This window comes from Streptomyces pactum (assembly GCF_016031615.1).
In the GTDB taxonomy this organism is placed as follows: domain Bacteria; phylum Actinomycetota; class Actinomycetes; order Streptomycetales; family Streptomycetaceae; genus Streptomyces; species Streptomyces pactus.
In genome coordinates, this window is the sequence record NZ_JACYXC010000002.1 from 273,717 (window position 1) to 297,056 (window position 23,340).

Here is a 23,340-nt window from a genome sequence, read left to right on the forward strand (position 1 = left end):
GCGCAACCGCTCGGCACCACCGCGCGGTCCCGTCCGCGGACACGGACGCCGCTCACCTGGGTACCGCGCCACGGGCCGGCGAAACCTGCGCCGCCCGTCACCGGCGGGCGAGGGTGGCGGTTTCCTCCTCCCGCGAGCGGTAACCCGGGAGGGGACCCACGAACCCACCGAGGAGCGGAGACCGATGAGCGGTGTGTACCGCCCCCAGGGCGATGACCGACCGGATGACGACCGACCGGACCGCGGCGGGACGGCCGGGCCCGGGCCGCGCGAGGACGACGGGCGCTCCCGGGCGACGGAGCCGGGCCGCGACGGCGTGACCGGCCCCGGCGGCCGGGGCACGGAGGAGCCCGGTCGCCACGAGACGGCCGATGACCGGGACGGCGCACCGGAGGGGCCCACGGACCTGCCCCGGCGGTCCTGGAAGGACGCCGCCAAGCGCACAGTGAAGGAGTTCAAGGCCGACAACCTCACCGACTGGGCCGCGGCGCTCACCTACTACGGGGTGCTGTCGGTCGTCCCGGCGATGCTGGCGCTGGTCTCCATCCTCGGCCTGCTGGGCAAGTCCAGCGTCCAGTCGCTGCTGGACAACCTGAAGGGCCTGGCGCCCGGGGCGGTCCGGGACACCTTGAGCACCATGCTGGAGCAACTGGAGAAGAACCAGGGCAAGGCGGGCATCGCGCTGGCCATCAGCCTCCTGGTCGCCCTCTGGTCCGCGTCCGGCTACATCGCCGCCTTCATGCGGGCCTCCAACGCCGTCTACGACATCGGCGAGGGCAGGCCGGTGTGGAAGACGCTGCCCACCCGGCTCGGCGTCACCGTGGTGGTCCTGGTCCTGCTGGCGCTCATCGCGGTCGGCGTGGTGTTCACCGGCACCCTGGCCCGCCGCACCGGTGAGGTGCTGGGGCTGGGCGACACCGCCATCACGGTGTGGAACATCGCCAAGTGGCCGGTGATGCTGCTGCTGTTCTCCCTGGTCATCGCCCTGCTCTACTGGGCGTGCCCGAACGTGCGGCGCGGCTTCACCTGGGTCACCCCCGGCAGCCTCTTCGCCGTCGTCATCTGGGTCATCGCCTCCGCGGGGTTCGCGCTGTACGTGGCGACCTTCGGCAGCTACGACAAGACCTACGGCAGTCTCGCCGGTATCGTCGTCTTCCTGGTCTGGCTGTGGATCTCCAACATCGCCATCCTGTTCGGGCTGGAGTTCGACGCGGAGCTGGAGCGCGCGCGGGCCATCGAGGCCGGGCACCCGGCCGACGAGGAGCCCTACGTCGAGCCGCGCGACGACCGCAAGCTCTGAACCGCCCGCGCGGGGCCCGCGGCCGGCACCACGGGCCGGACGCACGGCCCCGCGCGGGGCCGTGCGCACGGGGCCGGACCGTGCGGGCGGGGGACCGGGGGGTGCCTCCGCGCGGCCGGAGCACCGAAGATGCTCCCATGGAATCGACGCAGGACAAGGCGCGGCGGCTGGCCGCGGTCAACGCGTGCGACCGGGTGCTCTCCACCGGCAAACGCCCCACGATGCGGGAACGGCTGGCCTCGCTCGCCCGCCACGAGGGCCTGGACGCGCAGCCCGACCTCTACGGGGACGGGGTGGTGGCCGAACTGGAGCGGCGGGTGGCGGACCTGCTGGCCGCGGAGGACGCGGCGTTCTTCCCCACCGGCACGATGGCCCAGCAGGTGGCGCTGCGTTGCTGGGCGGGGCGGACCGGCAGCGACACCGTGGCGCTCCACCCGCTGGCCCACCCGGAGGTGCACGAACGGGACGCGCTGTCGGTCCTCACCGGGCTGCGCACCGTCCACCCCACCACCGAACCGCGGCTGCCGAACGCGGCGGAGGTCCGCGACCTCGACGAGCCGTTCGGCACCCTGATGCTGGAACTGCCGCTGCGCGACGCCGGCTTCGTGCTGCCCACCTGGGACGAGCTGTGCGACACCGTCGAGGCGGCGCGGGAGCGGGACGCGGTGGTCCACTTCGACGGCGCCCGCCTGTGGGAGTGCGCGCCGCACTTCGGGCGCCCGCTGCCGGAGGTGGCCGAGCTGGCGGACAGCTGCTACGTGTCGTTCTACAAGTCGCTCGGAGGAATCTCCGGCGCCGCCCTCGCCGCGTCCGCGGACCTGGTGGCCGAGGCCAAGGCGTGGCGGCACCGGTACGGCGGGCTGCTCCACCAGCAGTGGCCGGCGGTCGTGGCGGCGCTCGACGGCCTGAACCGGGAACTGCCCCGGCTCCCGGAGTACGTGGCGCACGCCGCGACGGTCGCCGCCGCACTCGGCGAGGCGCTGGAGGGAGCGGGGGGCTTCTTCCGCATCCACCCGGACCCGCCGCACACCCACCAGTTCCGGCTCTGGCTGCCGTACCCGGCCCGGGTGCTGAACGCGGCCGGCCTCGCACAGGCCGAGGAGACCCGGACCAGCGTCTTCGGTACCTGGTCCGGCTCCGGGCTGCCGGGGGTGGCGGTCACCGAGGTGACGGTCGCCGCCTCGGCGCTGGAGTGGAGTGCCCAGGACGTCGCCGAGGCGACCGGGACGTTCCTGGAGTACGTCCGCCGCGCCGCCGCGCCGGCCGGCTGACCCCGGCCCCGGCCCGCTGACCCCCGGCCCTCCGGCCGGCGGGCCGCGGGAAGAGATCCAACCGACGGGCCGCGCCCGGGGTGCAGGACCGGTCCGGGCGACGGGCCGTGCCTGCCACCCGGCCCCGCCTTCACCCCGAAGACCCCGAAGACGGGGACGGGCACGGCCGGTGCGGCGCCACCGGCCCCGCCCCGGCCGCCCGGTGCCGCGGGCCCCGCGCCGGCCCGGACGCCCCCGCCCGCAGCCCGCCGCGAGGGCGGGCGGGGGCCGACGTCCGGCGGACCGGATCAGTTGAGGATGCGGGCTATGAGGCGGCCGAAGCCCGCCAGCGCGTGACCGATCATCCGGAAGACGCCCAGCTCCGCCGCGTCCGCGACGTACCCGCCGGCGTCCGCCGCCGTCTCCGCCCGGTCGTACCCCGTTCGGCAGCGGGAGCAGGTTCTGCGCCACCAGCGCTTCCGCCCCCCGCACTTGCCGCACCTCGCCATGGAACCATCCTTCCGTCGTGCCGGCACGGCGTGCGTGCCCGGTTCCACCGGCGGTGCCGTCCCGGCCCTCCGTCGGCGGCGGGCAGGCTGGTCATGACCTGCCGGGCAGGAGCGTCCGAGGTTCCGGCCGGCTCCGCGGGAAGCCGCCGACGCAGGCTTCCGGCACGGTCGGCCGGTGGAGTACATGGAGTCGGTCGTGTCCTGCTGAACTGCTGTGGATCCCGCAGGTGACCTCGCGAAACGAGCCCCCGGGAGAACCGGCGTCAGCATAGCGGCCACCGGAACGGACGAGGCACCGGCCCGGATGACCGACGCCCCGCCGGAGGCCGGCAGCGGACACACGCCGTGTACCGACATGACGATCACGGCGCCCGGGCAGGGCCGGCGGGTCATGTGACGGCCGGATCTCCGGAAGGTCCCGCCACGGTGTGCCCGTCCTCACCCGGAACATCGTCCAGGGGCTTCACGACCGTCGCAGCAGTCGGCTCCGGCTCCGGGCAATGGATCCATTATCTCGGCGCGGCGAGACGCCTGTCACCGTTCTCCGGAATGATCTTCACGCCCGAGGTGCGCCTCTAGGCTTGCCGGCGGACGCACAGCACCGACCCGACCCGGGAGATTCGTAAGTGACGCACGACGTTGCCGCACTGAGGGCGGAACTCACGGAGATGGCTGCGGCCGATCACCGGTCGGCGGTCCGCGCCAACAGCGACGACCCTGCCGAGCAGTTGGCCTGGCGGCGACTGACCGCCCGGCACGGTGACCGCCTGCGCGAGATCATGGACGAGTACGGCTGGCCGACGGCTGAACTGGTCGGCGAGGACGCCGCACGCGCGGCATGGCTCATCGCTCAGCACGCCGACCGGCAGCTCGACGTCCAGCGCCGCGCCCTCCAGCTGATGCAGCAGGCGGTGTCGGAAGGCAAGGCCGCCCCGCGCGAGCTGGCCTTCCTGCGCGACCGCACGTTGGTCAACGAGGGCCGCAAGCAGATCTACGGCACGCAGATCGCCGGCGTGAAGGACGGTGCGCCGGTTCCGTGGCCCTGTGAGGAGCCCGATCGCATGGACGAACTCCGTGCGGAGGTCGGCATCGAGCCCTTCGACGCGTACGTCGCCAGGTTCTCCATCACCTGACCCCCTGTGCCGGTCGCATCCGGCTCGCTGCTACTGCCGGCCCGGGGCGGACCGCCCGGGCCGGCGTCCCCCCGCGGGACCCGGCGGCCCTGCCCTCCGTGGCGCCGTTCCGGCCCGCAGGCCCGGCGGTACGGAGTCGCGGGGGTCTCCGCTCGCCGTCGGGTCAGCGGCGCCCGACGCACCGTGGGACCGGAGGGCCCCGACCGACCGCCGACCGCACCAGGCCGCCACGGAGGCGCTGGAGCGCCACCGTGTCCCACGGTCCCGCGGCGCCGGGCGCCGGATACCGTCGCACCGTGCGCCTGCTGCTGATGTCCGACACCCACGTACCGGTCCGCGCCCGGGCCCTCCCGGCCGGGCTCCTCGACGAGGTGCCCCGCGCCGATGTGGTGATCCACGCCGGCGACTGGGTCGACACCGCCACCGTGGAGCTGCTGCGGTCCCGCGCGCGGCGGCTGATCGGGGTCCACGGCAACAACGACGGTCCCGAACTGCGGGCCATGCTGCCGGAGGTGGCCTTCGCCGAGCTGGGCGGGCTGCGGTTCGGCGTGGTCCACGAGACCGGCCCGGCCCGGGGCCGGGAGAGCCGCTGCGCCCACCGGTTCCCGGACCTGGACGTCCTGGTGTTCGGCCACAGCCACATCCCGTGGGACACCACCGCCGGGAGCGGGCTGCGACTGCTCAACCCCGGCTCCCCGACGGACCGCAGGCGCCAGCCGTACCGCACCTACATGACGGCGCGGGTGTCGGAGGGGCGGCTCACCGAGGTGGAGCTGCACCGGCTGCCGCACCCCGGCTGACCCCGTCCCGTCGGGCCGGGGACGCGGCTTTCGTTGCACAACCGTCATCGATGCGACCCTTGATCGTCCATGAGTTCGATGGCTAGCTTCGTCCGTCAACACCATCCGGTAATCGGGCGGCTCCGTCCGGTCCGGACCAGGACGAAGTGGAGACCTCATGACCTCGCGCTCTTCGCGCATGCGCCGCGTCGTCGTTCCCGTCGGCATGGCCATGGCCACCGCGCTGGCCTTCCTTCCCGCCACGGCCTCGGCGACCTCCGCGGACCGGGGCACGGCCGCGGACACCACCGCCGCGCCGGCGGCCGCCGGGGAGAAGCTGAGCTACGTGGTCAACGTCAAGAAGGGCAAGGGGCACCTCGCCCCGGTCAAGAAGGCGATCGTCCGGGCCGGCGGCACCATCGTGATGGCCTACGACCAGATCGGCGTCATCGTCGTCCACGCGACCGACCCCGGCTTCGCCGCGAAGATACGCGACGTCAAGCACGTGGACTCCGCGGGGGCCACCCGCACCGCCCCGATCGCCGCGCAGGGCGCCACCGGCGCCGGCGCCGCCGCCCAGCCGCTCACCGCCGAGCAGGCCGCGGCCGCCGCCGCGCAGGCGGAGGCCGGCCAGGACCCGATGGAGCCGCTCCAGTGGGACCTGCCCGCCATCAAGGCGGACAAGGCGCACCAGAAGAGCCTGGGCAGCCGGGACGTCACCGTCGCCGTCATCGACACCGGCGTGGACGACACCCACCCGGACCTCGCCCCCAACTTCGACCGGGCCGCGTCGGTGGACTGCGTCGGCGGCAAGCCGAACACCGCGGACGGCGCCTGGCGCCCGTACGCCACCGGCGGCAGCTCGCACGGCACCCACGTCGCGGGCACCATCGCCGCGGCGAAGAACGGCACCGGCGTCACCGGCGTCGCGCCCGGCGTCAAGGTCGCCGGCATCAAGGTCTCCACCCAGAACGACGGCATGTTCTACACCGAGGCGGTGGTCTGCGGCTTCGTGTGGGCGGCCGAGCACGGCGCGGACATCACCAACAACAGCTACTACGTCGACCCGTGGATGTTCAACTGCACCACCGACCCCGACCAGAAGGCCCTGGTCGAGGCGGTCTCCCGGGCGACCCGGTACGCCGAGCGCAAGGGCGCGGTGAACGTGGCCGCGGCCGGCAACTCCGCCTTCGACCTGGCCGCCGACACCATCCTCGACAAGTCCAGCCCCAACGACACCGTCCCCGGCCCCCGGGAGATCGACCCGTCGGTCTGCCTCGACCTCCCGCGCCAGGTGGACGGCGTGCTCACCGTCTCCTCGACCGGCGCCAAGGGCCTGAAGTCCTCCTTCTCCAACTACGGGCTCGGCGTCATCGACATCGCGGCGCCCGGCGGCGACGCCACCCGTTTCCAGAAGCCGGATGCCCCGGCCGTGGACGGGCGCATCCTGAGCACGGTGCCCGGCGGCGGCTACGGCTACGCGGCCGGCACCTCCATGGCCTCCCCGCACGTGGCCGGTGTCGCGGCGCTCATCAAGAGCACCCACCCCAACGCCTCGCCGCAGCAGGTCAAGCGGCTGCTCCTGGGCCAGGCGGACCCCATGGCGTGCCCGACCTCGTACGACCTGGACGGCGACGGCAAGACCGACGCGGTGTGCCAGGCGGACGCCGACGGCACCAACTTCTACGGTGCCGGCATGGCCGACGCCCTGGACGCGGTCGAGAAGTGACCGCCCGGTCGCGCCGGGCCGCGGGTCCGGCGCGACCGTCCGCACCGATGGTGCCGACGCGGCCCGCCCCCGCCGGGGTCCCGGCGGGGGCGGTTCCCTGAGCGGACGCGCGCCCGCTTCCGCCGCCGCGGGTCACCGGCCGGCTGTCACCGGCTCACCCGTCGGCGGCCGGGCCCGCCACTTTCGGGCAGGCGCGGCCCGGGGCCGGGCCGTCACGGGACCACTCGCCACCGGCCGGGGCCGCCACCGTGCACCGGCCACCAGCCGTGGCGGTCACCTGCCGCCCGCGGCCGCCCGCGTCCGGCACCGCGCCGGTGCGGCAGCCCGGCCGGGTGCGGCGCCTCCGCCGGCGTACGGCCACCCCGGCGGGACGCGGCAGCCGGCGGGAGCGTGGCGGCTCCGGCCGCGACCGCCGGGGTAACCACACACGGTGGCCGGCCGCCTCACTTCGCGGTCGCCGTGACCCCCTTGCCGGAGGCGGCGGTCAGCAAGAGGCCGCCGTCGTCCTGCCGGTAGCGGACCGGCCCGTCGGTGAGCACCTCGCGGACCCGGTTCTCGACCTCCGTCGCCGGCCCGGGGCACGCCTTGCGGGTGCTGGCGAGCGGACCGAACTCGATCCGGCCGCCCTCGACCACCGCGTCGGCGCTGAAGGTGTTGCAGCCCAGACTGCCGGTGACCTGCCCGTCCCGGTCCAGCGTGAAGTGCGCCCGGCCCGCGGTGCCGGCCGGCAGCGACCGGGTGGTCTGCCCTTCCGAGAAGCCGGTCACCGTCCACCGGGTGCCCTTCAGGGGCTCGGCCGGCTTCTCCTCCCGGGCGTCGAACTCGATCCGGTCACCGTTGTCCTTGGACAGGGTGAGCCGCTCGCCGCCGCCGGAGACCTTCGCCGTGAGCTTGCCGGTGAACACCTTCATGAACCTGTCCTCGAACCGCTGGCGCTCACCCGTACAGGCCATGGCGGTCAGGGCGGTGTCGCGGATGTTCACGGTGTCGCCGTCGACGTCCACGTCGGCGCCCAGGTGGTTGCAGCCCGGACTGCCGCCGGAACCGCCGCCCGGCCCCTTCTTCTCGGTGAGGTCGAAGGTGATGTGGGCCTCGGCGTCGGACGGCCGCCGGTGGGTCGCGCCGTCCACGGTGACGCTCCGGGGGACCCAGCGCACGCCCGTCACCTGGACGTCGCTCCCCACCGTCTCGGTGTCGTCGGACCCGCTGCCGCAGGCGGCCAGGACTGCCCCGCAGACCACGGCCGCGGCGGTGTATGTCGCCTTGGTGTGTCGCTTCACGCCGGTGTGACGTGGCCGGGCCCGAACCGGTTCCACCGGCACCGGACGCGGCCGAGCCGGTGACCGCCACTGCCGGTGTGCCCCGCCGGGCGGTGCGGCCGGGGGCGCGGGCCGCCACGCCCCCGGCCGGGACGCCGTTACTCGGTCAGGTCCAGCGCGGCCCGGACGATGCTGTCGGCGTCGATCCCGTGGTACCGGTAGACCTCCTCCAGCGACCCGGACTGGCCGAACCGGGTCACCCCCAGCGCCCGGTGCGGCACCTGCCGCACGGTGGCCAGGAAGGCCAGCGTGTGCGGGTGCCCGTCCACCACGGTGACCAGCGGCGTCGGCCGGGCGGCGGGGAAGAGCTGGTCGAGGATCCAGGTGTCGCCCGCACCCTGGCCGTGCCGGGCCTGGAGCGCCTGGTGGAGCAGCCCGGGGCTGGTCACACAGACCACGTCCGCCACCGTGCCCGCCTGCTCCAGCCGGTCGGCCGCGGCCAGCGCCTCGGTCATCATCGCGCCCATGGCCGCGATCGTCACGGTGGCGTCCGCCCGGCGGCGCAGCGCGTAACCCCCCGCCACCACCTGCCGGCGCCGCCGCTCCCGGGCCGCCGGGTCGGCGGGCACCGCGGCCAGCGTCTGGTCCACCGGCCGGGTGGACAGCCGCAGGTAGGCCGAGCAGCCGTCGGGTCGGCCCAGCCGGGCGAGCGAGGCCAGCAGCGTCCACTCCGCGTCCACGGCGAACGCCGGCTCGTAGGTGACGCAGCCCGGCTGCTCGATGCCGATCGACGGGGTGGTGATCGACTGGTGCGCCCCGCCCTCCGGGGCCAGGGTCACCCCCGAGGGGGTACCGACCAGGATGGACTGGCCGCCCGCGTAGATGCCGAACGACCACGGCTCCAGCGCCCGCGTGACGAACGGGTCGTACATCACGCCGATGGGCAGCAGCGGCTCCCCCCACCGGCTCCAGGTGGCGCCCAGCTCGCCGAGGAGACCGACCAGGTTGGTCTCCGCGATGCCCAGCTCGATGTGCTGGCCCGTCGGCTTCTCGCGCCAGTGCAGGATGGTCTCCGCGTCGTCGGCGAACCAGTCCACCCGCTCGGTGCTGGACCACACCCCCACCTTGTTGACCCAGCCGCCCAGGTTGGTGGAGGAGGAGACGTCCGGGCTGACCGTGACGACCCGGCGGGCCGCCTCCGGGGCCTGCCGGGTGAGGTCGAGCAGCGCCCGGCCCAGCGCGGCCTGGGTCGTCGCCACCCCGCTCGGCGTCCGCCCCAGGTCCACCGGGAGCTCCGGCACCGGCGCCGCGGCCGGCTGCCGCCGGGACAGCCGGGCCGCCGTCCGCGCGCACAGCTCGGCCGCCGCGGAACCGGCCGGGAACCGCGCCCACGGCCGGTCCGGGTCGGCACCCACCCGCGCGGCCAGCTCCGTCATCTGCTCCGTCGTCAGCAGCGAGGAGTGGTTCTGCGGATGGCCCTCGGTGGGCAGCCCGTGGCCCTTGACGGTGTAGGCGAAGATCACCGTGGGCCGGTCGTCGTCGATCGCGGCGAACGCGGCGTCCAGCGCGGCCAGGTCGTGCCCGCCCAGGTTGCGCAGGGCCCGCACCAGCGTGGCGTCGTCCAGCTCCGCCAGCAGCCCGGCGATCGCGCCCGCCCCGGGACCGTCCCCCGGCAGCCGCCGCCGCAGCTCGCCCGCGGCACAGCGCAGCAGCCGCTGGAACTCCGCGTTCGGCATCGCGTCGATGCGCCGCCGCAGCTCGGCGCCGCCCGGACGGCCGAACAGCTCCTCCAGCAGCCGGCCGTACTTCACGTTCAGCACCTGCCAGCCCGCCGCGGCGAACATCCCCTGCAGCCGGTCGGCGGCCAGCACCGGCACGACCCGGTCCAGCGACTGCCGGTTGAGGTCCACCACCCACACCAGCTCGCCCAGCTCGGCCACCGCCGGGTCGAGCACCGCCTCCCACACCGCGCCCTCGTCCAGTTCGGCGTCGCCCACCAGGGCGTACTGCCGTCCCCGGCCGCCGCGACCCGTGGTGTTCTCCACATAGCGGCGTGCCAGCGCGCCCCAGATGGTCGCGGTGGCCCCGATGCCCACCGATCCGGTGGAGTAGTCCACCGGATCGGGGTCCTTGGAGCGGCTGGGGTAGCTCTGCAGGCCGCCGAACGCGCGCAGCGTGGTCAGATAGGACTCGTCCAGCTCGCCGAGCAGGTAGTTGACCGCATGGAGCACCGGCGAGGCGTGCGGCTTCACCGACACCCGGTCCTCCGCCCGCAGGTGCCGGAACCAGAGCGTGGACATGATCGACACCATGGACGCGGACGACGCCTGGTGGCCGCCCACCTTCAGCCCCGAGGGGTTGGGGCGCACCCGGTTGGCGTGGTGCACGATCGCGCTGGACAGCCACAGCACCCGCTGTTCGACGTCGCGCAGGACGTCGTCGGACCCGGAACCGGCCAGGTCGGTGCCGGGCTGCTGACTGAGGGGGGTTGCGCTGGTCATGGACTGACGGGCCTCCAGGGACGGGTCACCGCCCCGCACGGGACGGCGACCTTCGAGGGTGCGGTGCCCCGAGCGGTACGTGGAGGCTCCGTGCGGCGCGAGGGCGTCTCGGCGGCGCGCCGACCGCGTCACGGCCGACCGGCGCTCCATGCTCCTCGTAGGCACTTGGTGCGTATGAGGACAGCACGGCCCGATGATGTGCACAAGACCGGCGATGATATTTGAGCAGAATGCTCAACCGCCCGCCGTCCCGACCCGCCAGGGAGTGCACTGTGCCCAGTGGCCGCACGATCGATCCCACCGACGCCCGCCTGCTGCTCGCGCTCGCCGGCCAGCCCCGGGCCACCACCATCGCCCTCGCCGAACAGGCCGGCCTGTCCCGGAACACCGTCCAGGCCCGCCTGAGCGGATTCGAACAGCACGGTGCCCTGCAGTCCTTCGAGCGGTGCGTGGACCCGGCGGTCCTCGGCTACCCGCTCACCGCGTTCATCACCACCCAGGTCACCCAGCGCCGGATGGACGGGGTGGCGACCGCCCTCGCCGGCATCCCCGAGGTGCTCCAGGTGCACGGGCTGAGCGGGCAGACCGACCTGCTGGTGCACGTGGTCGCCAAGGACGCCGACGACCTCTACCGCGTCGCCGACCAGATCCTGGGCATCCCGGGCGTGGAACGGACCAACACCGCGCTGGTGATGCGGCAACTGGTCGACTACCGGATCACCCCGCTGCTGCGGCGCGCGGCCGGCACCCGGTGAGCGGCCACGGTTCCGGCACCCGGTGAGTCCTGCGGTCCCGGCATCCGGTGAGCCCTGTGGTCCCGGAATCCGGTGAGCCCTGCGGTTCCGGCAACGGGTGGGAGCCGCGGGGACGGTGAGCGGTGAGGTCCGCCGGGATCGCCGCATCCGTCCGCTCCGGCCGCGCCGGCCCGGTCCTGTTGCGCCGGCCCGGTCCGCCGGGCCCGCCGGTCCGTCGTGCCGGTCGCGGCCCCGGACCGGCCGACGGTCCCGGCTCCGCCCGCCCGGTCACCCGTCCCCACCCGGCCGGCCGGTATCGCCGGGGTGGCCCGTGCCGCCGGGGTGGCCGGTGTCGCCGAGGTGGCCGGTGTCACCGAACACCTCCAGCCGCAGCCGGCCCCGGTCCGCCACCCAGCGGGTCACCGAGGCGTTGGGCACCGGCGGCAGGTCCTCCGGCACCGGGGCACCGATGCCGTCCAGCACGTGCCGCAGCGCCGTCACCACGGCGTCGTGCGCCACCACCAGGACCCGCGCTCCGCCGGCCACCGCGTCCAGCCGGGTCAGCAGGTCGCCGACCCGCAGCGCCACATCGGCGTGCGACTCGCCCCCCGGCGGGCGGTAGAACCACTCCCCGGTACGGGCCCGGCGCCGCGCCTCCTCCGGGGCGGCGGCCGCGATCGCGGCGGGGGTGAGCAGCTCGAAGACGCCCATCTCCCGGTCGCGCAGCCGCGCGTCGAACAGCGGTCGCGCCGCCGGGTGGCCGCGCCGGGCCGCCTCCCGGGCCATGACCGACCAGGTCTGCCGTGCCCGGCGGTACGGGGAGCAGAGCACCAGGTCCGGGCGGTGGGCCGGGAGGAGTGCCGCGAGCCAGGCCCCGAGCGTGACCGCCTGCCGGACCCCGCGATCGGACAGCGGCACCAGGGCGTCCGCCTCCCACAGCGGCACTTGGGCATCCGACTCCCGGTCCGGCGGGCGGTGCCGGTCCGTCGCGCCGCGCGCCGCCGCGGCGAAACGCTCGTTGGCCACGCTCTCGGCGTGGCGCACCGCGGTCAGCCCGCCCAGCCGGTGACGGTGGACCGGCGGTTCCCCCCGCTCCGCGGCCGACGACGGCTCGGTCACGACGGACACCTCCTCGGTTCGTACGGGACGGACTCGTACGGGACGGACTGCCGGCCGGACGATCCGGACGGCCCGGACGGCCCGGACGCGGCGGGCACCGGCCACGGCCGGTGTGCGGGCCCGCCGCCGCTCCGCGCGCCGGCCGGCTCAGCGCAGCGCGGAGAAGTTCTCCACGGCGGACGTCCGGCCGGTGACGATGATGACGTCGCCCTGGTGCACCACCGTCTCGGCCGTGGCGTGGGTGAAGTTCTCACCCAGCCGCTTGATCCCCACGATGGTGACGCCGTAGACGCTGCGCAGCCGGCTCTCGCCCAGCGGGATCCCGCGCACCACACTCGGCGCGATCGTCTTCACCAGCGCGTAGTCGCTGTCGAACCGGATGAAGTCCAGCATCCGCCCGGTCACCAGATGGGCCACCCGCTCGCCCATCTCGTGCTCGGGCAGCACCACGTGGTGGGCGCCCAGACGCTCCAGCACCTGACCGTGCTGGCGGCTGACCGCCATCCCCCAGATGTTGGGCACCCCCGCGTCCACCAGGTTGGACGTCACCAGCATGCTCGCCTCGACGGCGCTGCCGATGCCCACCACGGCGCTGGTGAACTCGTGGACCCCCAGCTGCGCCAGCGCCTCCGGGTCGGTGCCGTCGGCCACCACCGCGTGGGTGAGCAGCTCGCTGTGGCGCCGCACCACCCGGTCGTCGACGTCCACCCCCAGCACGTCCCAGCCGTGCCGCATCAGCTCGCCGGCGAGCGACCGGCCGAACCGGCCCAGGCCGATGACGGCGACCCGCTGCTCCCGGGGGAGCGCGGGCCCGTCCGTCCGCCGCCGGCGCCGGCGGAACAGGGCGCGCAGGTGACCTGCCGGGGTCGGGTGCTCAGCCAATGACGGGTCGCTCCTCGGGCAGCTGGTAACGGCGGGTCCGCTCCCGCAGGGCGAGCGCGGAGACCAGGGTGACCGGGCCGAGCCGGCCCACGAACATCAGCAGGACCAGGACCAGTCGCCCGGAGGCGGGCAGCTCGGTGGTGATGCCGGTGGTCAGCCCCACCGTGCCGAAGGCGGAGACGGCTTCGAAGAGCACCGCCTCGAACATCTCGTCCGTCACGGTCAGCAGCACCATCGTGGCGGACATCACCAGGCCCACCCCCAGCAGCGCCACCGTGAGCGCCTGCCGCAGCACCTGGGACGACAGCCGCCGGCCGAGGATCACCGAGTCCCGCTCGCCGCGCACCTCGGCGACGATGGCGGCGGCCAGCACCGCGAACGTGGTGATCTTGATGCCGCCGGCGGTGCCCGCGCTGCCGCCGCCGATGAACATCAGCACACAGCTGAACAGCAGGGTCGCGGGCTCCAGAGCGCCGATGTCGATGCTGTTGAAACCCGCGGTCCGGGTCATGGCGGCGGCGAAGAAACCGTTCAGCAGCTTGTCCCCGGTGCCGAACGGGCCCAGGGTGCCGGCGTTGGTCCACTCCAGCGCACAGGTGACGGCCGTGCCGACGGCCAGCAGCAGCCCGGTGGTGAGCAGCGTGAGCCGGGTGTGCAGGGACCAGGCCCGCCGGCCGGCGCGCCGCCGGTGCCGGTGGCGCAACAGCTCCAGCAGGACCGGGAAGCCCAGCCCGCCGAGGATGACGGCGACGGCGACCGGCAGCACCACCCAGGGGTCCCGCTGGTAGGGCGTCAGATTCGTCGCGTCCAGCCCGAATCCGGCGTTGTTGAAGGCCGACACGGCGGTGAAGAGCCCGTGGTACGCGGCGTCCGCCGGGGACCGGCCGTAGCGCACGCCGAAGCGGAGCGCGAGGACGGCCGCCACCACCAGCTCCACCACCGCGGTGGTCCCGGCCACCCCCAGCAGCACCCGGCGGGTCTGCCCGATGCCCAGGCTCCGGGTCTCCGCCTGGGCGGTGAGCTGCAGCCGCAGCCGCAGCCGGCCGGAGACCAGCAGCGCCAGCAGCGAGGCCAGGGTCATGATGCCGAAGCCACCGACCTGGATCAGGCCGAGGATGACGCCCTCGCCGAAACCGCTCCAGTGGGCACCGGTGTCCACCACCGCCAGCCCGGTGACGCAGACCGCCGAGACCGCGGTGAACAGGGAGGTGAGGGCGCCGGACGAGCCGCCGTGCGCGGCGGCCGCGGGCAGCGCCAGCAGCCCGGTGCCGACCAGCACCGCCACGGCGAAGGCGAGGACGACGGTGCGCGCCGGATGCGCGGTGAACAGGCGGAGCAGCACCCGCACGCGACGGTCCACCGGCAGGTCTCCTCGTACACACCCCTTGAACACGTGTCAAATCAGACTTTAACCGCATGTGGCGTTGGGCCCGCGTACCCGGACGCGGGCGAGCCGGGCCCCGGCCGGCGGCCGGCGCACCGTCGGCGCGCCGAGCGGCCCGGCACCCGGCGCCGGGGGAGGGGCGCGCCGGCCACGGGACCGCCGGCCGGGGCTCGACCGAACGCCGGACCGGGTGGGAGGAGGGACGGCCGGGGCGCCGCGGGGCCGGCCGGTACGGGGAGCGCGCAGGCGCCCGGGCCCGGTGCGGCGGTGTCCCGGGGCGCCGCCGCCGTCGGGAGGGGTGAGGGGCGGGGACGGCCGGCGCACCGCGGGGACGCCCCGCACGGAAGAGGCGGTCCGGGCGCCCCTGCCGCGACGGTCCCGGGCCGGGTGGCCGGGAGCGCCGTGGGGGCCGGCCGGGGCGGGGGAGCGCCCGGGAGACGGTGCGGTGAGCGGTCCGTGCGCGGTCAGCCGCGCGGCGTCAGCCGGGGGTGGGCGCCGTTGAGGTAGTGGTCACCGATGTCCCGCAGCCGGTGCGCCGGGGAGCCGTGCGCGGTGAGCACCCGGGCGTTGCGCCAGAAGCGGTCGAACCCCGGGCCGCCGGGGAAGGATCCGGAACCGTCGGTCAGCTCCAGCACCCGGGTGGTGATGTGCACCGCGGCCCGGCTGGTCACCGCCTCGGCCGCGGCGACCAGCACCGCGATGTCGGCGCGCTCGTCCACGCCGAGGTCGGGCCCCGCGAGGAGGCCCCGCTCCAGCGCCTCCGTCGCCCGTTCCAGCACCGCCGCCGCGGCGTGCGCGGCGGTGGCCAGCTCGCCGTAGGCCAGCAGCAGATACGGGTCCTCGCCGGGCCGTTCCGGCCGGCCGCCGTCCCGCCACGGCGCCGCCGACCAGCCCGCCCGGCTGACGTCGCGGGCCTCCGCCAGCGCCCCCTCCGCGATGCCCAGTCCGACGTGGACCAGGGCGAGTTGCAGCGCCAGCGGGGCGAGCGTGGCGTGGGCGGGGGCGTCGTGCTCGTCCCGCGGCACCACGCCCAGCAACTGGTCCCGGTCCACCGGCACATCGTCGAAACCGGCGCTGCCGGCCCCGGTGAGCCGCTGGCCGAGCCGCTCCGGCGCGCGCTCGGTGGACACCCCCGGGTGCGCCGGGTCCACCAGCGCGACCAGTGACTCGCCGGTCTCGGCCGAACGGGCGCCGACCACCAGCCGGTCGGCGACGGTGACGCCCGCCGCGAAGCTCCGCCGCCCGTTGAGGACGAACCCGCCGTCGGCCGGGGTGAGGGTCAGTCCGGGGCCGGCGCCGGGCTCGAACGGCTCGACACCGCCGCCCAGCAGCCACCGCCGCCGGGCGGTGGCCGACTCCAGCGCCGCGGCGCTCTCGGGGGTGCCGAAGAACCGGGCGCTCCAGGCCAGGACGTAGTGGTGGGCCAGCAGCTCGCCGATGGAGCCGTCCGCCGCCGCGATCTCCCGTATCACCGCACAGGCGGCCCGCCAGCCCGCGCCGTGCCGGCCCGGTCCGGGCGGCGTGAGCAGCGCCGGCAGCCCCGACTCCCGCAGCCGGCCCGCCTCGTCGAACGGCGGCTCCCCGGCCCGGTCCCGGGCGGACGCGTCGACGGCCAGGTCGTCCGCCACCTCATGGGCCACCCGGGCCCACAACTCGTCGTCGGGAAAACGCTCGGCCGCCCGCTCGGCGACCCGGTCCCCCGGGCGGCCGGCCGGGCGCTCGGCCCCCGTGCCGGTGCCGCGTTCGAGCGAGAACCCCGTGGGCGCGGGGCCGATCCGTACTGCGGAATGCCTCGGCATACGCCGTTCACCTTCCCCTCGGGTGTGCCGTCCGCAGGTGCGCGCGACGACGGTGGTCGGGCCGTTGACGCCGGAACCGCAGGTAGCGGATGTCATTCCCAGTTTTCCCACGGGAATGGTAGGGATACTGCCAGAGGGAGAGCCGCGCCCCAAGGGGCAGTTCGCCATATGGACCGAGCCGTTCGAAATCCGGGACGACGCGTCGCCCCCCCGCCCGCCGGGGCCGCGTCCGGCGGGGCCCGCGTCGCCCGGCGCGTGTCCCGGCGCCGCCCGCACGCCGTCCGGCGCATCCCGCTCCGCCCGGAACCCGTCGGGAGCCCGGCCCGTCACGGCCTGCTGTGGTTCGCCGGGGCCCGCCGCGCCCTGCCGTCCGGCGCGGTGTCCTGGGATCCGCCGCGTTCCGGCGCCCGTCGGGGCGGAGTCACGCCTCGTCAGGGGTTCGTCCACGCCTCCGGGTTCTCGGCCAGCGCCGAGACCTGCGGCGGCAGCTCCGCCGACGCCACGTCCGCCAGCGTCACCCCCTCCAGGATCTGCCGGACGTTGGCCCGCACGGCGATCCACAGCGGCAGCAGCGACCGGGCCGGACCGGTGTAGGACAGCTCCGGCGGGCGCACCCCGCGGACCGAGACCAGCGGCCCGTCCACCACCCGGATGACATCGGCCACGCTGATCGCGTCCGCGGGCCTGGCCAGCCAGTACCCGCCGTTGCCGCCCCGCTGGCTGAGCACCAGCCCACCGCGGCGCATGTCGTTGAGGATGCCTTCCAGGAACTTGTGCGGAATGCCCTGGGACTCGGCGATGGCCTCCGCCTTCAGCGGCCCCTCGTCCTGGGACGCGGCGAGTCGCAGTGCGGCGCGCACCGCGTAGTCGGCCCTGGCTGAAATCCGCATGCCGGCATTATCCCGTACCGCTGATCCGCACGGGGCCGCCCACCGTCCGTGACCAGCCCGCCCCGCGGTGGCCGGCACGGTCTTGCCGGCCACCGCGGTCCGGGCTAGGAAGGGCCCATGACCACTCTCGGTGCCGTCTTCCGGCCGCAGTTGCCACCCGAACGACTCCACGGCGTCGCCCGCGCGGCCGACGAGGCAGGCCTGGCCGAACTGTGGCTGTGGGAGGACTGCTTCTTCGAAAGCGGCATCGCCGCCACCGCCGCCGCGCTGGCCGCCACCGAACGGCTGCGGGTCGGCGTCGGCCTGCTGCCGGTGCCGCTGCGCAACGTCGCCCTCACCGCCATGGAGACCGCCACCCTGCACCGGCTTTTCCCCGGCCGGGCGCTGGTCGGTGTCGGCCACGGCGTGCAGGACTGGATGGGCCAGGTCGGCGCGCGGGTGGAGTCGCCCATGACCCTGCTGCGCGAGTACCTGGCGGCGCTGCGCGCCCTGCTGCGCGGTGAGCGGGTGACGGTGCAGGGCCGTTACGTGCGGCTGGACCAGGTCGCCCTCTCATGGCCGCCGGCGACCGCGCCGGGCGTGCTGGCCGGGGCCACCGGGCCGCGCTCGCTGCGGCTGTCCGGCGAGGCCGCCGACGGCACCATCCTGGACGCCGGCACGACGCCGGACCGCGTGCGACGGGCCCGCGAGTTGATCGAGGAGGGGCGCCGGGCGGCCGGGCGCACCGACCCCCACCGGGTGGTGGTCTACCTCCGCGCGGCCACCGGACCGGACGCCGCCGCCCGGGTCGCGGCCGAAACGGCCGCCGGGGGAGGGGCCGGCGGGCCGGAGCCGGACGCCGCCGCGGCCGGCGGCGCCGAGGAGATCGCGGCCGTGGTGCGGCGGCTGGCGGAGGCCGGTGCCGACACCGTGGTCCTGCAGCCGACCGCCGACGAACCGGACCCCGAGGGCTTCGTGCGCTTCGCCGCCGAAGAGGTCCGACCGCTCGTCGGCTGACCGGTCTCCCCGGCCCCGGCCGGGACGAGGCGGCCGGGCCCGGCGCCGGTCGAGGTGATGGCCCCGGCCGCTCCGGCTGCTGCGGGCAGCCCCGGCCTCCCGGCCCTGTCGCCCCGCGCATCCGTCCCGTGCGGGGCCCGGCCGGCGTCAGGCCTGGTCAGCCGGGCCTCTGCCCGCCGGGAGCCGGGCCGGGCCCGCCTAGGTTCTGTCTCTTTGGTCAGCGTCGGGTCCAGATGAGGATGCCCGCGAGGTGGAGTGCGGCCTGGTAGGCGATGGCGAGTTTGTCGGTTCGTGTGGCCAGGCCGCGCCACTGCTTGAGGCGGTTGATGCACCGCTCGACGGTGTTCCGCTGCTTGTAGGTCTCGCGGTCGAAGCCGGGCGGGCGGCCACCGAGCCGCCCGCGCCGCAGGCGGTGGCCGACTTGGTCGGACGGCTGCGGGATGACCGCGCGGATGCCCCGGCGCCGCAGGTGGCTGCGGATGGCACGTGAGGAATAAGCGCGGTCGGCCAGAACGGCCCCGGGTCGGGTCCGGGGCCTACCGGGGCCCGTCCGGGGCACGCGGATGCGGGACATCACCGTCTCGAAGGCGGGTGCGTCACCCGCCTGGCCTGCGGTGACGACGAAGGCGAGGGGCCGTGCGTGGCCGTCCGCGGCCAAGTGGACCTTGGTGCTCAGCCCGCCGTGTGAGCGTCCGAGCGCGTGATCGGCGGGCTCGCCGGATCGGGTCGCCCCTTTTTGCGTGCTCCGGCGGCGTGCTGGTGAGCCCTGACGACTGTGGAGTCCACCGACACCGTCCAGTCGATGTCGTCGTCGGCGTCCGCCGCCGCCAGGACAGCGGCAAGGACCACCTCCCAGGTGCCGTCGAGGGCCCATCTGATCAGCCGCTTGTGGGCGGTCTGGAATGAGCCGAGCTCATCGGGGAGGTCCCGCCAGGGCAAGTTGGTGCGGTACTTCCACGCGATGGCCTCAAGCGCGCGGCGGTGATCAGCCCACCGCCTGCCGCGGACCGGATCGGCCGGCATCAGCGGCGCGATCCGGGCCCACATCGCATCAGTGATCACTAATCGGGCAGACACATCCGATCAACTGACCAACCCACCAAAGAGACACGCGCTAGACCTGGGCGGTCCCACTCGCGGGCCCCCGCCGTGCTCTCCCGCTCCGGCTCTCGGCTCTCCTGCTCCACCAGCGCCCCGCACCCGCCCGTGGGTTTGCCGGACACCGCGTTCCGGGCATCTGGTAGGTCCATGTGAAGTCGCCGCGCGTGGAGCACCTGGTGGCCGCGCACGGCCCTTGGGGGGCATATGGCCATGACCGAACCGGGCCCCGCACGGCCCGAAGAGGAACCAGAAGCCACATCCGGTGAGCCCGGCGGCGCCGCCCGGAGCGGCCCTGACACACACTCCGGGAACGGCCCTGACGCACGCTCCGGGACGGGCCCGGACGGGCAGCGGGCAGCGGGACCGGAGCGGGAACCGGAAACGGGCCCGGCGGGGCGGGCGGGTACCGGCCCCGCACCACCGGATGACACCGCGGGGTGTGGCGGCCGGGACGACGGGGAACCCGCCGCGGCCGGTGGGCCCGGGCCCGGCCCCGGCGCGCGCCCGGAAGGTGAGCCCCAGGGCGCCCCCGGAGCGCGCCCCGGAGACAGGCCCGGAAACGAGCCCGGGGACGAACCCGGGGACGAACCCGGGGACGAACCCGGCAACGAGCGCGGCGCGAGAGCGCGATGGGGCACCCGCGCGGTGACAGCCCTCGCCTCGCTCACCGGAATCGTGGTGAGCGCGGTCGTGGCGGCGATCCTCACGGTGTACTTCGAGATCTGGACCACCAGCGGCGACGCACCAGGCACCCGCGGCCTCAGCGCGCAGTCGGAGACCTGGTGGGACGTCGAGCGCGACGCACGCGTGGTACGCGCGACCAGTACCGAGGCCGACCGCACGGCGTGGTCCTTCCGGCAGGCTGATGCCTGGGGAGACATGGACGCCATGGTGGCGGGTGGCGGACTCCACGCAGGCGGCCTGCGCGTCCGCGTCACCCTGATGAACTTCTCCAAGGCGCCCGCCGTGATCACGTCCGTGCGGGCCAAGGTGTTGCGCGAACGCGCCATACCCGCCGGGCCGGTCTTCCGTTGCGGCGGCCCGCAGGGCGGCGTCGCGGTGAGCCGGATCCGGATGAATCTGGGGAGCGCGGACAGGGCGGCGGTGGAGTACGACGAGGAGAAGGTCCTCGGCCAGTACCCCACGCAGCAGATCCAGCTGTCCAAGCAGGACGAGCCGGCGATCTTCGACATCGAGATCCGCGCCGGGCGGGTGGCCTACGACTTCGCCATCGAAGTCCGGTACACGCAGGGCCGCCACAAGGAGACCATGCTCGTGGACGATTCGGGCAAGCCGTTCACGCTCGCCCCGGACGTCGACGAGCGGGCCCCCGCCTACCGCTGCTCCGTCAACGAAGGCGTCTGGACCCGGTCATGAGGGCGCGACGCGCGGCCGCCGCGGGGAACCGCCCGGCGCGCCGCTCACTGGTGAGCTTCGTCGCCGTCGCCACGGCCGTGGCCATGCTGGGCTCCTCCCTGGCGGCGGGGTTCCTGCGGCACCGGTACGACACCGGCCCGGCGCCCGGCATAGCCGCCGTCGGCAAGCCGCTCATGGACGGCGAGGGCGCGCTGTGGACCGCCACCGTCCCTCACGCCGGAGCCGCCGCCCCGCGGCACACCCTCAAGGTCACCCGGGGCTGCGGCGACCTGTACCGCTGGGCGACGAGCCGGGGCGCGGTACCTCGCGGCACGGCGGCGGTGGCGTACAGCGTCGCCGCACCCGCCGACACCTCGGTCGTCATCGAGGGGATCAGGGTGGTGAAGGGCGCCCGCATCGCCACGCCACGGGGTGACGACGTCGGCTGTGCCGGCGCGGTGGACCCCACCGTGGCGGGTCTGCCGGAGCCCGACCGCCTGGACCTGGATGGCAGGAGCCCGGAGAAGCGGGTGCTGCGCCCGGTGCGGCCCGGCGGGACCACCGGCGGCACCTTGCACATCACGACCCGTACGTGCTGGTGCGAGTGGTGGGTGGAGCTGGATGTCGTGCAGGACGGCAAGGCGCGGACGATACGTGTCGATGACGGCGGCGAGCCGTTCCGCGTGGCGCCGCCCGCGCGCCGCCTCGCGTCCGGCGCCGACCTGGACGTCAGTGCGCCGGTGCCGCTCTCCCGGGCCAACGGTGATCCGCGGGAGCAAGGCGGCGTCTCCGTCCGCGGCTACCCCGACCCGGTCGAATTCGGCCACGGCAGGTGGCTGATGGAGACCCAGCGCCCGGTGGACGCGCCCGGTGCGATCGGGGGAAACCTGGACGTGGCCGGTGTGTCCTGCGCCCGGATGCGGCGCGCGGTGACCGCGGCCGGCGGGATCACGGCCGGTCACACCACCTTCGACCTCCAGATAACGGCTCCCGTCGAAGCCGTCACCGTCGACGCCGCCGTCCACATCCACCGGGTATGGGCGGGCACCCCACGACGGCACCACTACGGATGCGCTGCCCCGGGCTGGAGGGACGATTTCGAGTATCCGCTGGAGGATCGCGGCCTCTATCTCGACACCCTGCACGTCATCGGCGTTCCCGGAGGGGGTTCCCTGAAGTACGACCCGGACTGGAGGCCGGAGGACGGCGAGGGCAAGCGGATCCTCTTCTCCAACCGTGAATCACTCACGCTCCACCGCCGGCCCGATCGCTGGTCGAGGGACATCTTCGGAGGCGTGAACGCCCAGCAGGCCACGTTCTCCTTCTCCCTGGAGGTGACCGTGACGCTGCCGTCCGGGGAGGCACGGCACTTCACCGTGGACGACAACGGCGAACCGTTCGTCCTCGCCCCAGGGGCGGAGAAGTCCCCGCCCCTGGTGAGTGAGGAGTACCGAGAGGTCCACCGGCGCTAGGTGTATTGACCCGCAGCGTTGTTAACACGGCTGATGGGCGGGTGCCCGTCGAGTGCGGTGTGGCAGCGGTGGTGGTTGTAGGTGTGGAGGAAGTCTGTCAGGGCTGCTGTCCGCTCGTTGTTCGAGGTGTAGGGCCGTAGGTAGGCCCATGCGTCGAGCAGGGTGCGGTTGAAGCGTTCGACTTTGCCGTTCGTCTGGGGGCGGTAGGCGCGGGTGAGCTTGCCCGTCGCGCGGAGTTCTGCCAGGACGGCCTTCCAGGCCAGGCCCTTGCGGTAGGGCCATGCGTTGTCCGTGAGCACCCGTTCGATTCGGGGGATGCCGTGGCTGTGGAAGAACGCGGCTGCGCGGGTGAGGAAGCCCGCACAGGTCGCGACCTTCTCGTCGGGGTGGATCTCGCTGTAGGCCAGCCGGCTGTGGTCGTCGATCGCGGAGTGGACGTGGTCGAAGCCCATGGCGGAGCGGGTGGCCCGGCCGGCCTGGCGGCCCAGGGTCTTGTGGCCGCCACCGTTGGGAATCCGGCCGAGCTTCTTCACATCGATGTGGACGGGTTCGCCGGGTCGTTCGCGTTCGTGGCGGCGGATGACCTGACCGGTCGGACGGTCGATCCAAGCCAGCCGGTTCAGTCGGTGGCGGGTGAGGATCCGGTGGACGGTGGATGAGGGCAGCCCCAGGATCGGGCCGATCCGAGCGGGCCCGAGCTTGCGGGTCCGCCGCAGGTCACAGACCCCTTCTTCGACGTCGGCCGCTGTCCGGTGAGGGATCGTGCGCGGCCTGCTGGAGCGGTCGGCCAGGCCCGCGTCGCCTTCGGCCCGCCAGCGGCGGACCCACTTGTGGGCCGTGGGACGGGATATGCCCATCTCCGCGGCCACATGCGCGACCGGACGACCGGCCAGGACACGCTCGACCAGGATCCGCCTGCCGTGAACGGTCAGCCGGGCATTACGGTGGGACACGAAGACCTCCGTGTGCGGTGAAGCCTAGACACCTCCACCACACCGGAGGTCTTCGCCATGATCAAGACCAGCCAGCGTTAACAACGCTTGTGATCAATACAGCTAGCCCGCGCCCGGCCCCGCACCGGGCCCCGCCGGCCCCGTGCCCGGTTCCGGCGCTCACGTCCGGCCCCGCACCGGGATCGCGGTCCTCG

Annotated in this window: 19 protein-coding genes; 9 read left to right on the forward strand and 10 right to left on the reverse strand. The window is 74.7% G+C overall.

Annotated features, from left to right (window positions below):
• Positions 1-184: 184 nt before the first annotated feature.
• Together IHE55_RS29450 and IHE55_RS29455 are read left to right on the forward strand one after the other, a co-directional pair.
• Positions 185-1,300, forward strand: a complete 1,116-nt coding sequence (locus IHE55_RS29450; protein ID WP_197992464.1) for a YihY/virulence factor BrkB family protein — start codon at positions 185-187, stop codon at positions 1,298-1,300.
• 137 nt (positions 1,301-1,437) lie between these two features.
• Positions 1,438-2,571, forward strand: coding sequence for a threonine aldolase family protein (locus IHE55_RS29455; RefSeq protein WP_197992465.1), 1,134 nt, complete (start codon positions 1,438-1,440; stop codon positions 2,569-2,571).
• A gap of 287 nt (positions 2,572-2,858) precedes the next feature.
• Here IHE55_RS29455 and IHE55_RS29460 read toward each other — a convergent pair whose 3' ends face one another.
• Positions 2,859-3,059, reverse strand: coding sequence for a hypothetical protein (locus tag IHE55_RS29460; protein ID WP_197992466.1), 201 nt, complete (start codon positions 3,057-3,059; stop codon positions 2,859-2,861).
• Between the two features lie 626 nt (positions 3,060-3,685).
• On the opposite strand from IHE55_RS29460, the gene IHE55_RS29465 reads away from it, so the two are divergent.
• From IHE55_RS29465 to IHE55_RS29475, 3 genes are all read left to right on the forward strand, one after another.
• Positions 3,686-4,192 (forward strand): DUF6624 domain-containing protein, encoded by a 507-nt coding sequence (locus IHE55_RS29465; protein WP_197992467.1) that lies wholly within the window; start codon positions 3,686-3,688, stop codon positions 4,190-4,192.
• Between the two features lie 296 nt (positions 4,193-4,488).
• Positions 4,489-4,992 carry a metallophosphoesterase family protein gene (locus IHE55_RS29470; RefSeq protein WP_197992468.1) on the forward strand — a complete coding sequence of 168 codons (504 nt, stop codon included), beginning with the start codon at positions 4,489-4,491 and terminating at the stop codon, positions 4,990-4,992.
• 157 nt (positions 4,993-5,149) lie between these two features.
• The gene (locus tag IHE55_RS29475; protein ID WP_197992469.1) at positions 5,150-6,700 is read left to right on the forward strand and encodes a S8 family peptidase; all 1,551 of its coding nucleotides are present in this window, start codon (positions 5,150-5,152) and stop codon (positions 6,698-6,700) included.
• Between the two features lie 443 nt (positions 6,701-7,143).
• Here the strand turns inward: IHE55_RS29475 and IHE55_RS29480 are convergent, their stop codons facing one another.
• Together IHE55_RS29480 and IHE55_RS29485 are read right to left on the reverse strand one after the other, a co-directional pair.
• Positions 7,144-7,980 (reverse strand): META domain-containing protein, encoded by an 837-nt coding sequence (locus IHE55_RS29480; RefSeq protein WP_197992470.1) that lies wholly within the window; start codon positions 7,978-7,980, stop codon positions 7,144-7,146.
• A gap of 137 nt (positions 7,981-8,117) precedes the next feature.
• Positions 8,118-10,460 carry a thiamine pyrophosphate-binding protein gene (locus IHE55_RS29485; RefSeq protein ID WP_197992471.1) on the reverse strand — a complete coding sequence of 781 codons (2,343 nt, stop codon included), beginning with the start codon at positions 10,458-10,460 and terminating at the stop codon, positions 8,118-8,120.
• A gap of 272 nt (positions 10,461-10,732) precedes the next feature.
• Here IHE55_RS29485 and IHE55_RS29490 point away from each other — a divergent pair, with 272 nt between their 5' ends.
• The gene (locus IHE55_RS29490; RefSeq protein ID WP_307826938.1) at positions 10,733-11,215 is read left to right on the forward strand and encodes an Lrp/AsnC family transcriptional regulator; all 483 of its coding nucleotides are present in this window, start codon (positions 10,733-10,735) and stop codon (positions 11,213-11,215) included.
• Positions 11,216-11,482: 267 nt separating this feature from the next.
• Here IHE55_RS29490 and IHE55_RS29495 read toward each other — a convergent pair whose 3' ends face one another.
• The 5 genes from IHE55_RS29495 to IHE55_RS29515 all read right to left on the reverse strand — a co-directional run bounded on the left by IHE55_RS29495 (position 11,483) and on the right by IHE55_RS29515 (position 17,268).
• Positions 11,483-12,313: a histidine phosphatase family protein gene (locus IHE55_RS29495; protein WP_307826939.1), complete on the reverse strand. Its 831-nt coding sequence runs from the start codon at positions 12,311-12,313 to the stop codon at positions 11,483-11,485.
• Positions 12,314-12,460: 147 nt separating this feature from the next.
• A complete protein-coding gene (locus tag IHE55_RS29500) occupies positions 12,461-13,195 on the reverse strand; it encodes a potassium channel family protein (protein WP_232266979.1) in 735 nt (244 codons plus the stop codon).
• Entirely contained in the window at positions 13,188-14,555 is a 1,368-nt protein-coding gene (locus IHE55_RS29505) for a TrkH family potassium uptake protein (protein WP_307826940.1), read from the reverse strand. Before IHE55_RS29505 ends, IHE55_RS29500 begins: the two co-directional genes overlap by 8 nt.
• Before the next feature lie 488 nt (positions 14,556-15,043).
• Positions 15,044-16,378 carry an acyl-CoA dehydrogenase family protein gene (locus IHE55_RS29510; protein WP_197992473.1) on the reverse strand — a complete coding sequence of 445 codons (1,335 nt, stop codon included), beginning with the start codon at positions 16,376-16,378 and terminating at the stop codon, positions 15,044-15,046.
• A gap of 431 nt (positions 16,379-16,809) precedes the next feature.
• On the reverse strand, positions 16,810-17,268 hold the full coding sequence (locus tag IHE55_RS29515) for an RrF2 family transcriptional regulator (protein ID WP_197992474.1): 459 nt from the start codon (positions 17,266-17,268) through the stop codon (positions 16,810-16,812).
• A 117-nt stretch (positions 17,269-17,385) separates the two neighbouring features.
• On the opposite strand from IHE55_RS29515, the gene IHE55_RS29520 reads away from it, so the two are divergent.
• Positions 17,386-18,264, forward strand: a complete 879-nt coding sequence (locus IHE55_RS29520) for an LLM class flavin-dependent oxidoreductase (protein WP_197992475.1) — start codon at positions 17,386-17,388, stop codon at positions 18,262-18,264.
• Between the two features lie 217 nt (positions 18,265-18,481).
• Here the strand turns inward: IHE55_RS29520 and IHE55_RS29525 are convergent.
• Positions 18,482-19,341 (reverse strand): IS5 family transposase gene (locus IHE55_RS29525; protein ID WP_372442800.1). Its coding sequence is split into 2 segments (ribosomal slippage): positions 18,482-18,981 and positions 18,981-19,341, totalling 861 coding nucleotides; the frame shifts between segments, so codons are not numbered across the junction.
• Between the two features lie 669 nt (positions 19,342-20,010).
• On the opposite strand from IHE55_RS29525, the gene IHE55_RS29530 reads away from it, so the two are divergent.
• Together IHE55_RS29530 and IHE55_RS29535 are read left to right on the forward strand one after the other, a co-directional pair.
• On the forward strand, positions 20,011-20,742 hold the full coding sequence (locus IHE55_RS29530; RefSeq protein ID WP_197992476.1) for a hypothetical protein: 732 nt from the start codon (positions 20,011-20,013) through the stop codon (positions 20,740-20,742).
• Positions 20,739-22,193 carry a hypothetical protein gene (locus tag IHE55_RS29535; protein WP_197992477.1) on the forward strand — a complete coding sequence of 485 codons (1,455 nt, stop codon included), beginning with the start codon at positions 20,739-20,741 and terminating at the stop codon, positions 22,191-22,193. Before IHE55_RS29530 ends, IHE55_RS29535 begins: the two co-directional genes overlap by 4 nt.
• On the opposite strand, the gene IHE55_RS29540 is transcribed toward IHE55_RS29535, so the two are convergent.
• Entirely contained in the window at positions 22,190-23,146 is a 957-nt protein-coding gene (locus tag IHE55_RS29540) for an IS481 family transposase (RefSeq protein WP_197992478.1), read from the reverse strand. The two genes, IHE55_RS29535 and IHE55_RS29540, sit on opposite strands and share 4 nt — an antisense overlap.
• Positions 23,147-23,340 lie beyond the last annotated feature (194 nt).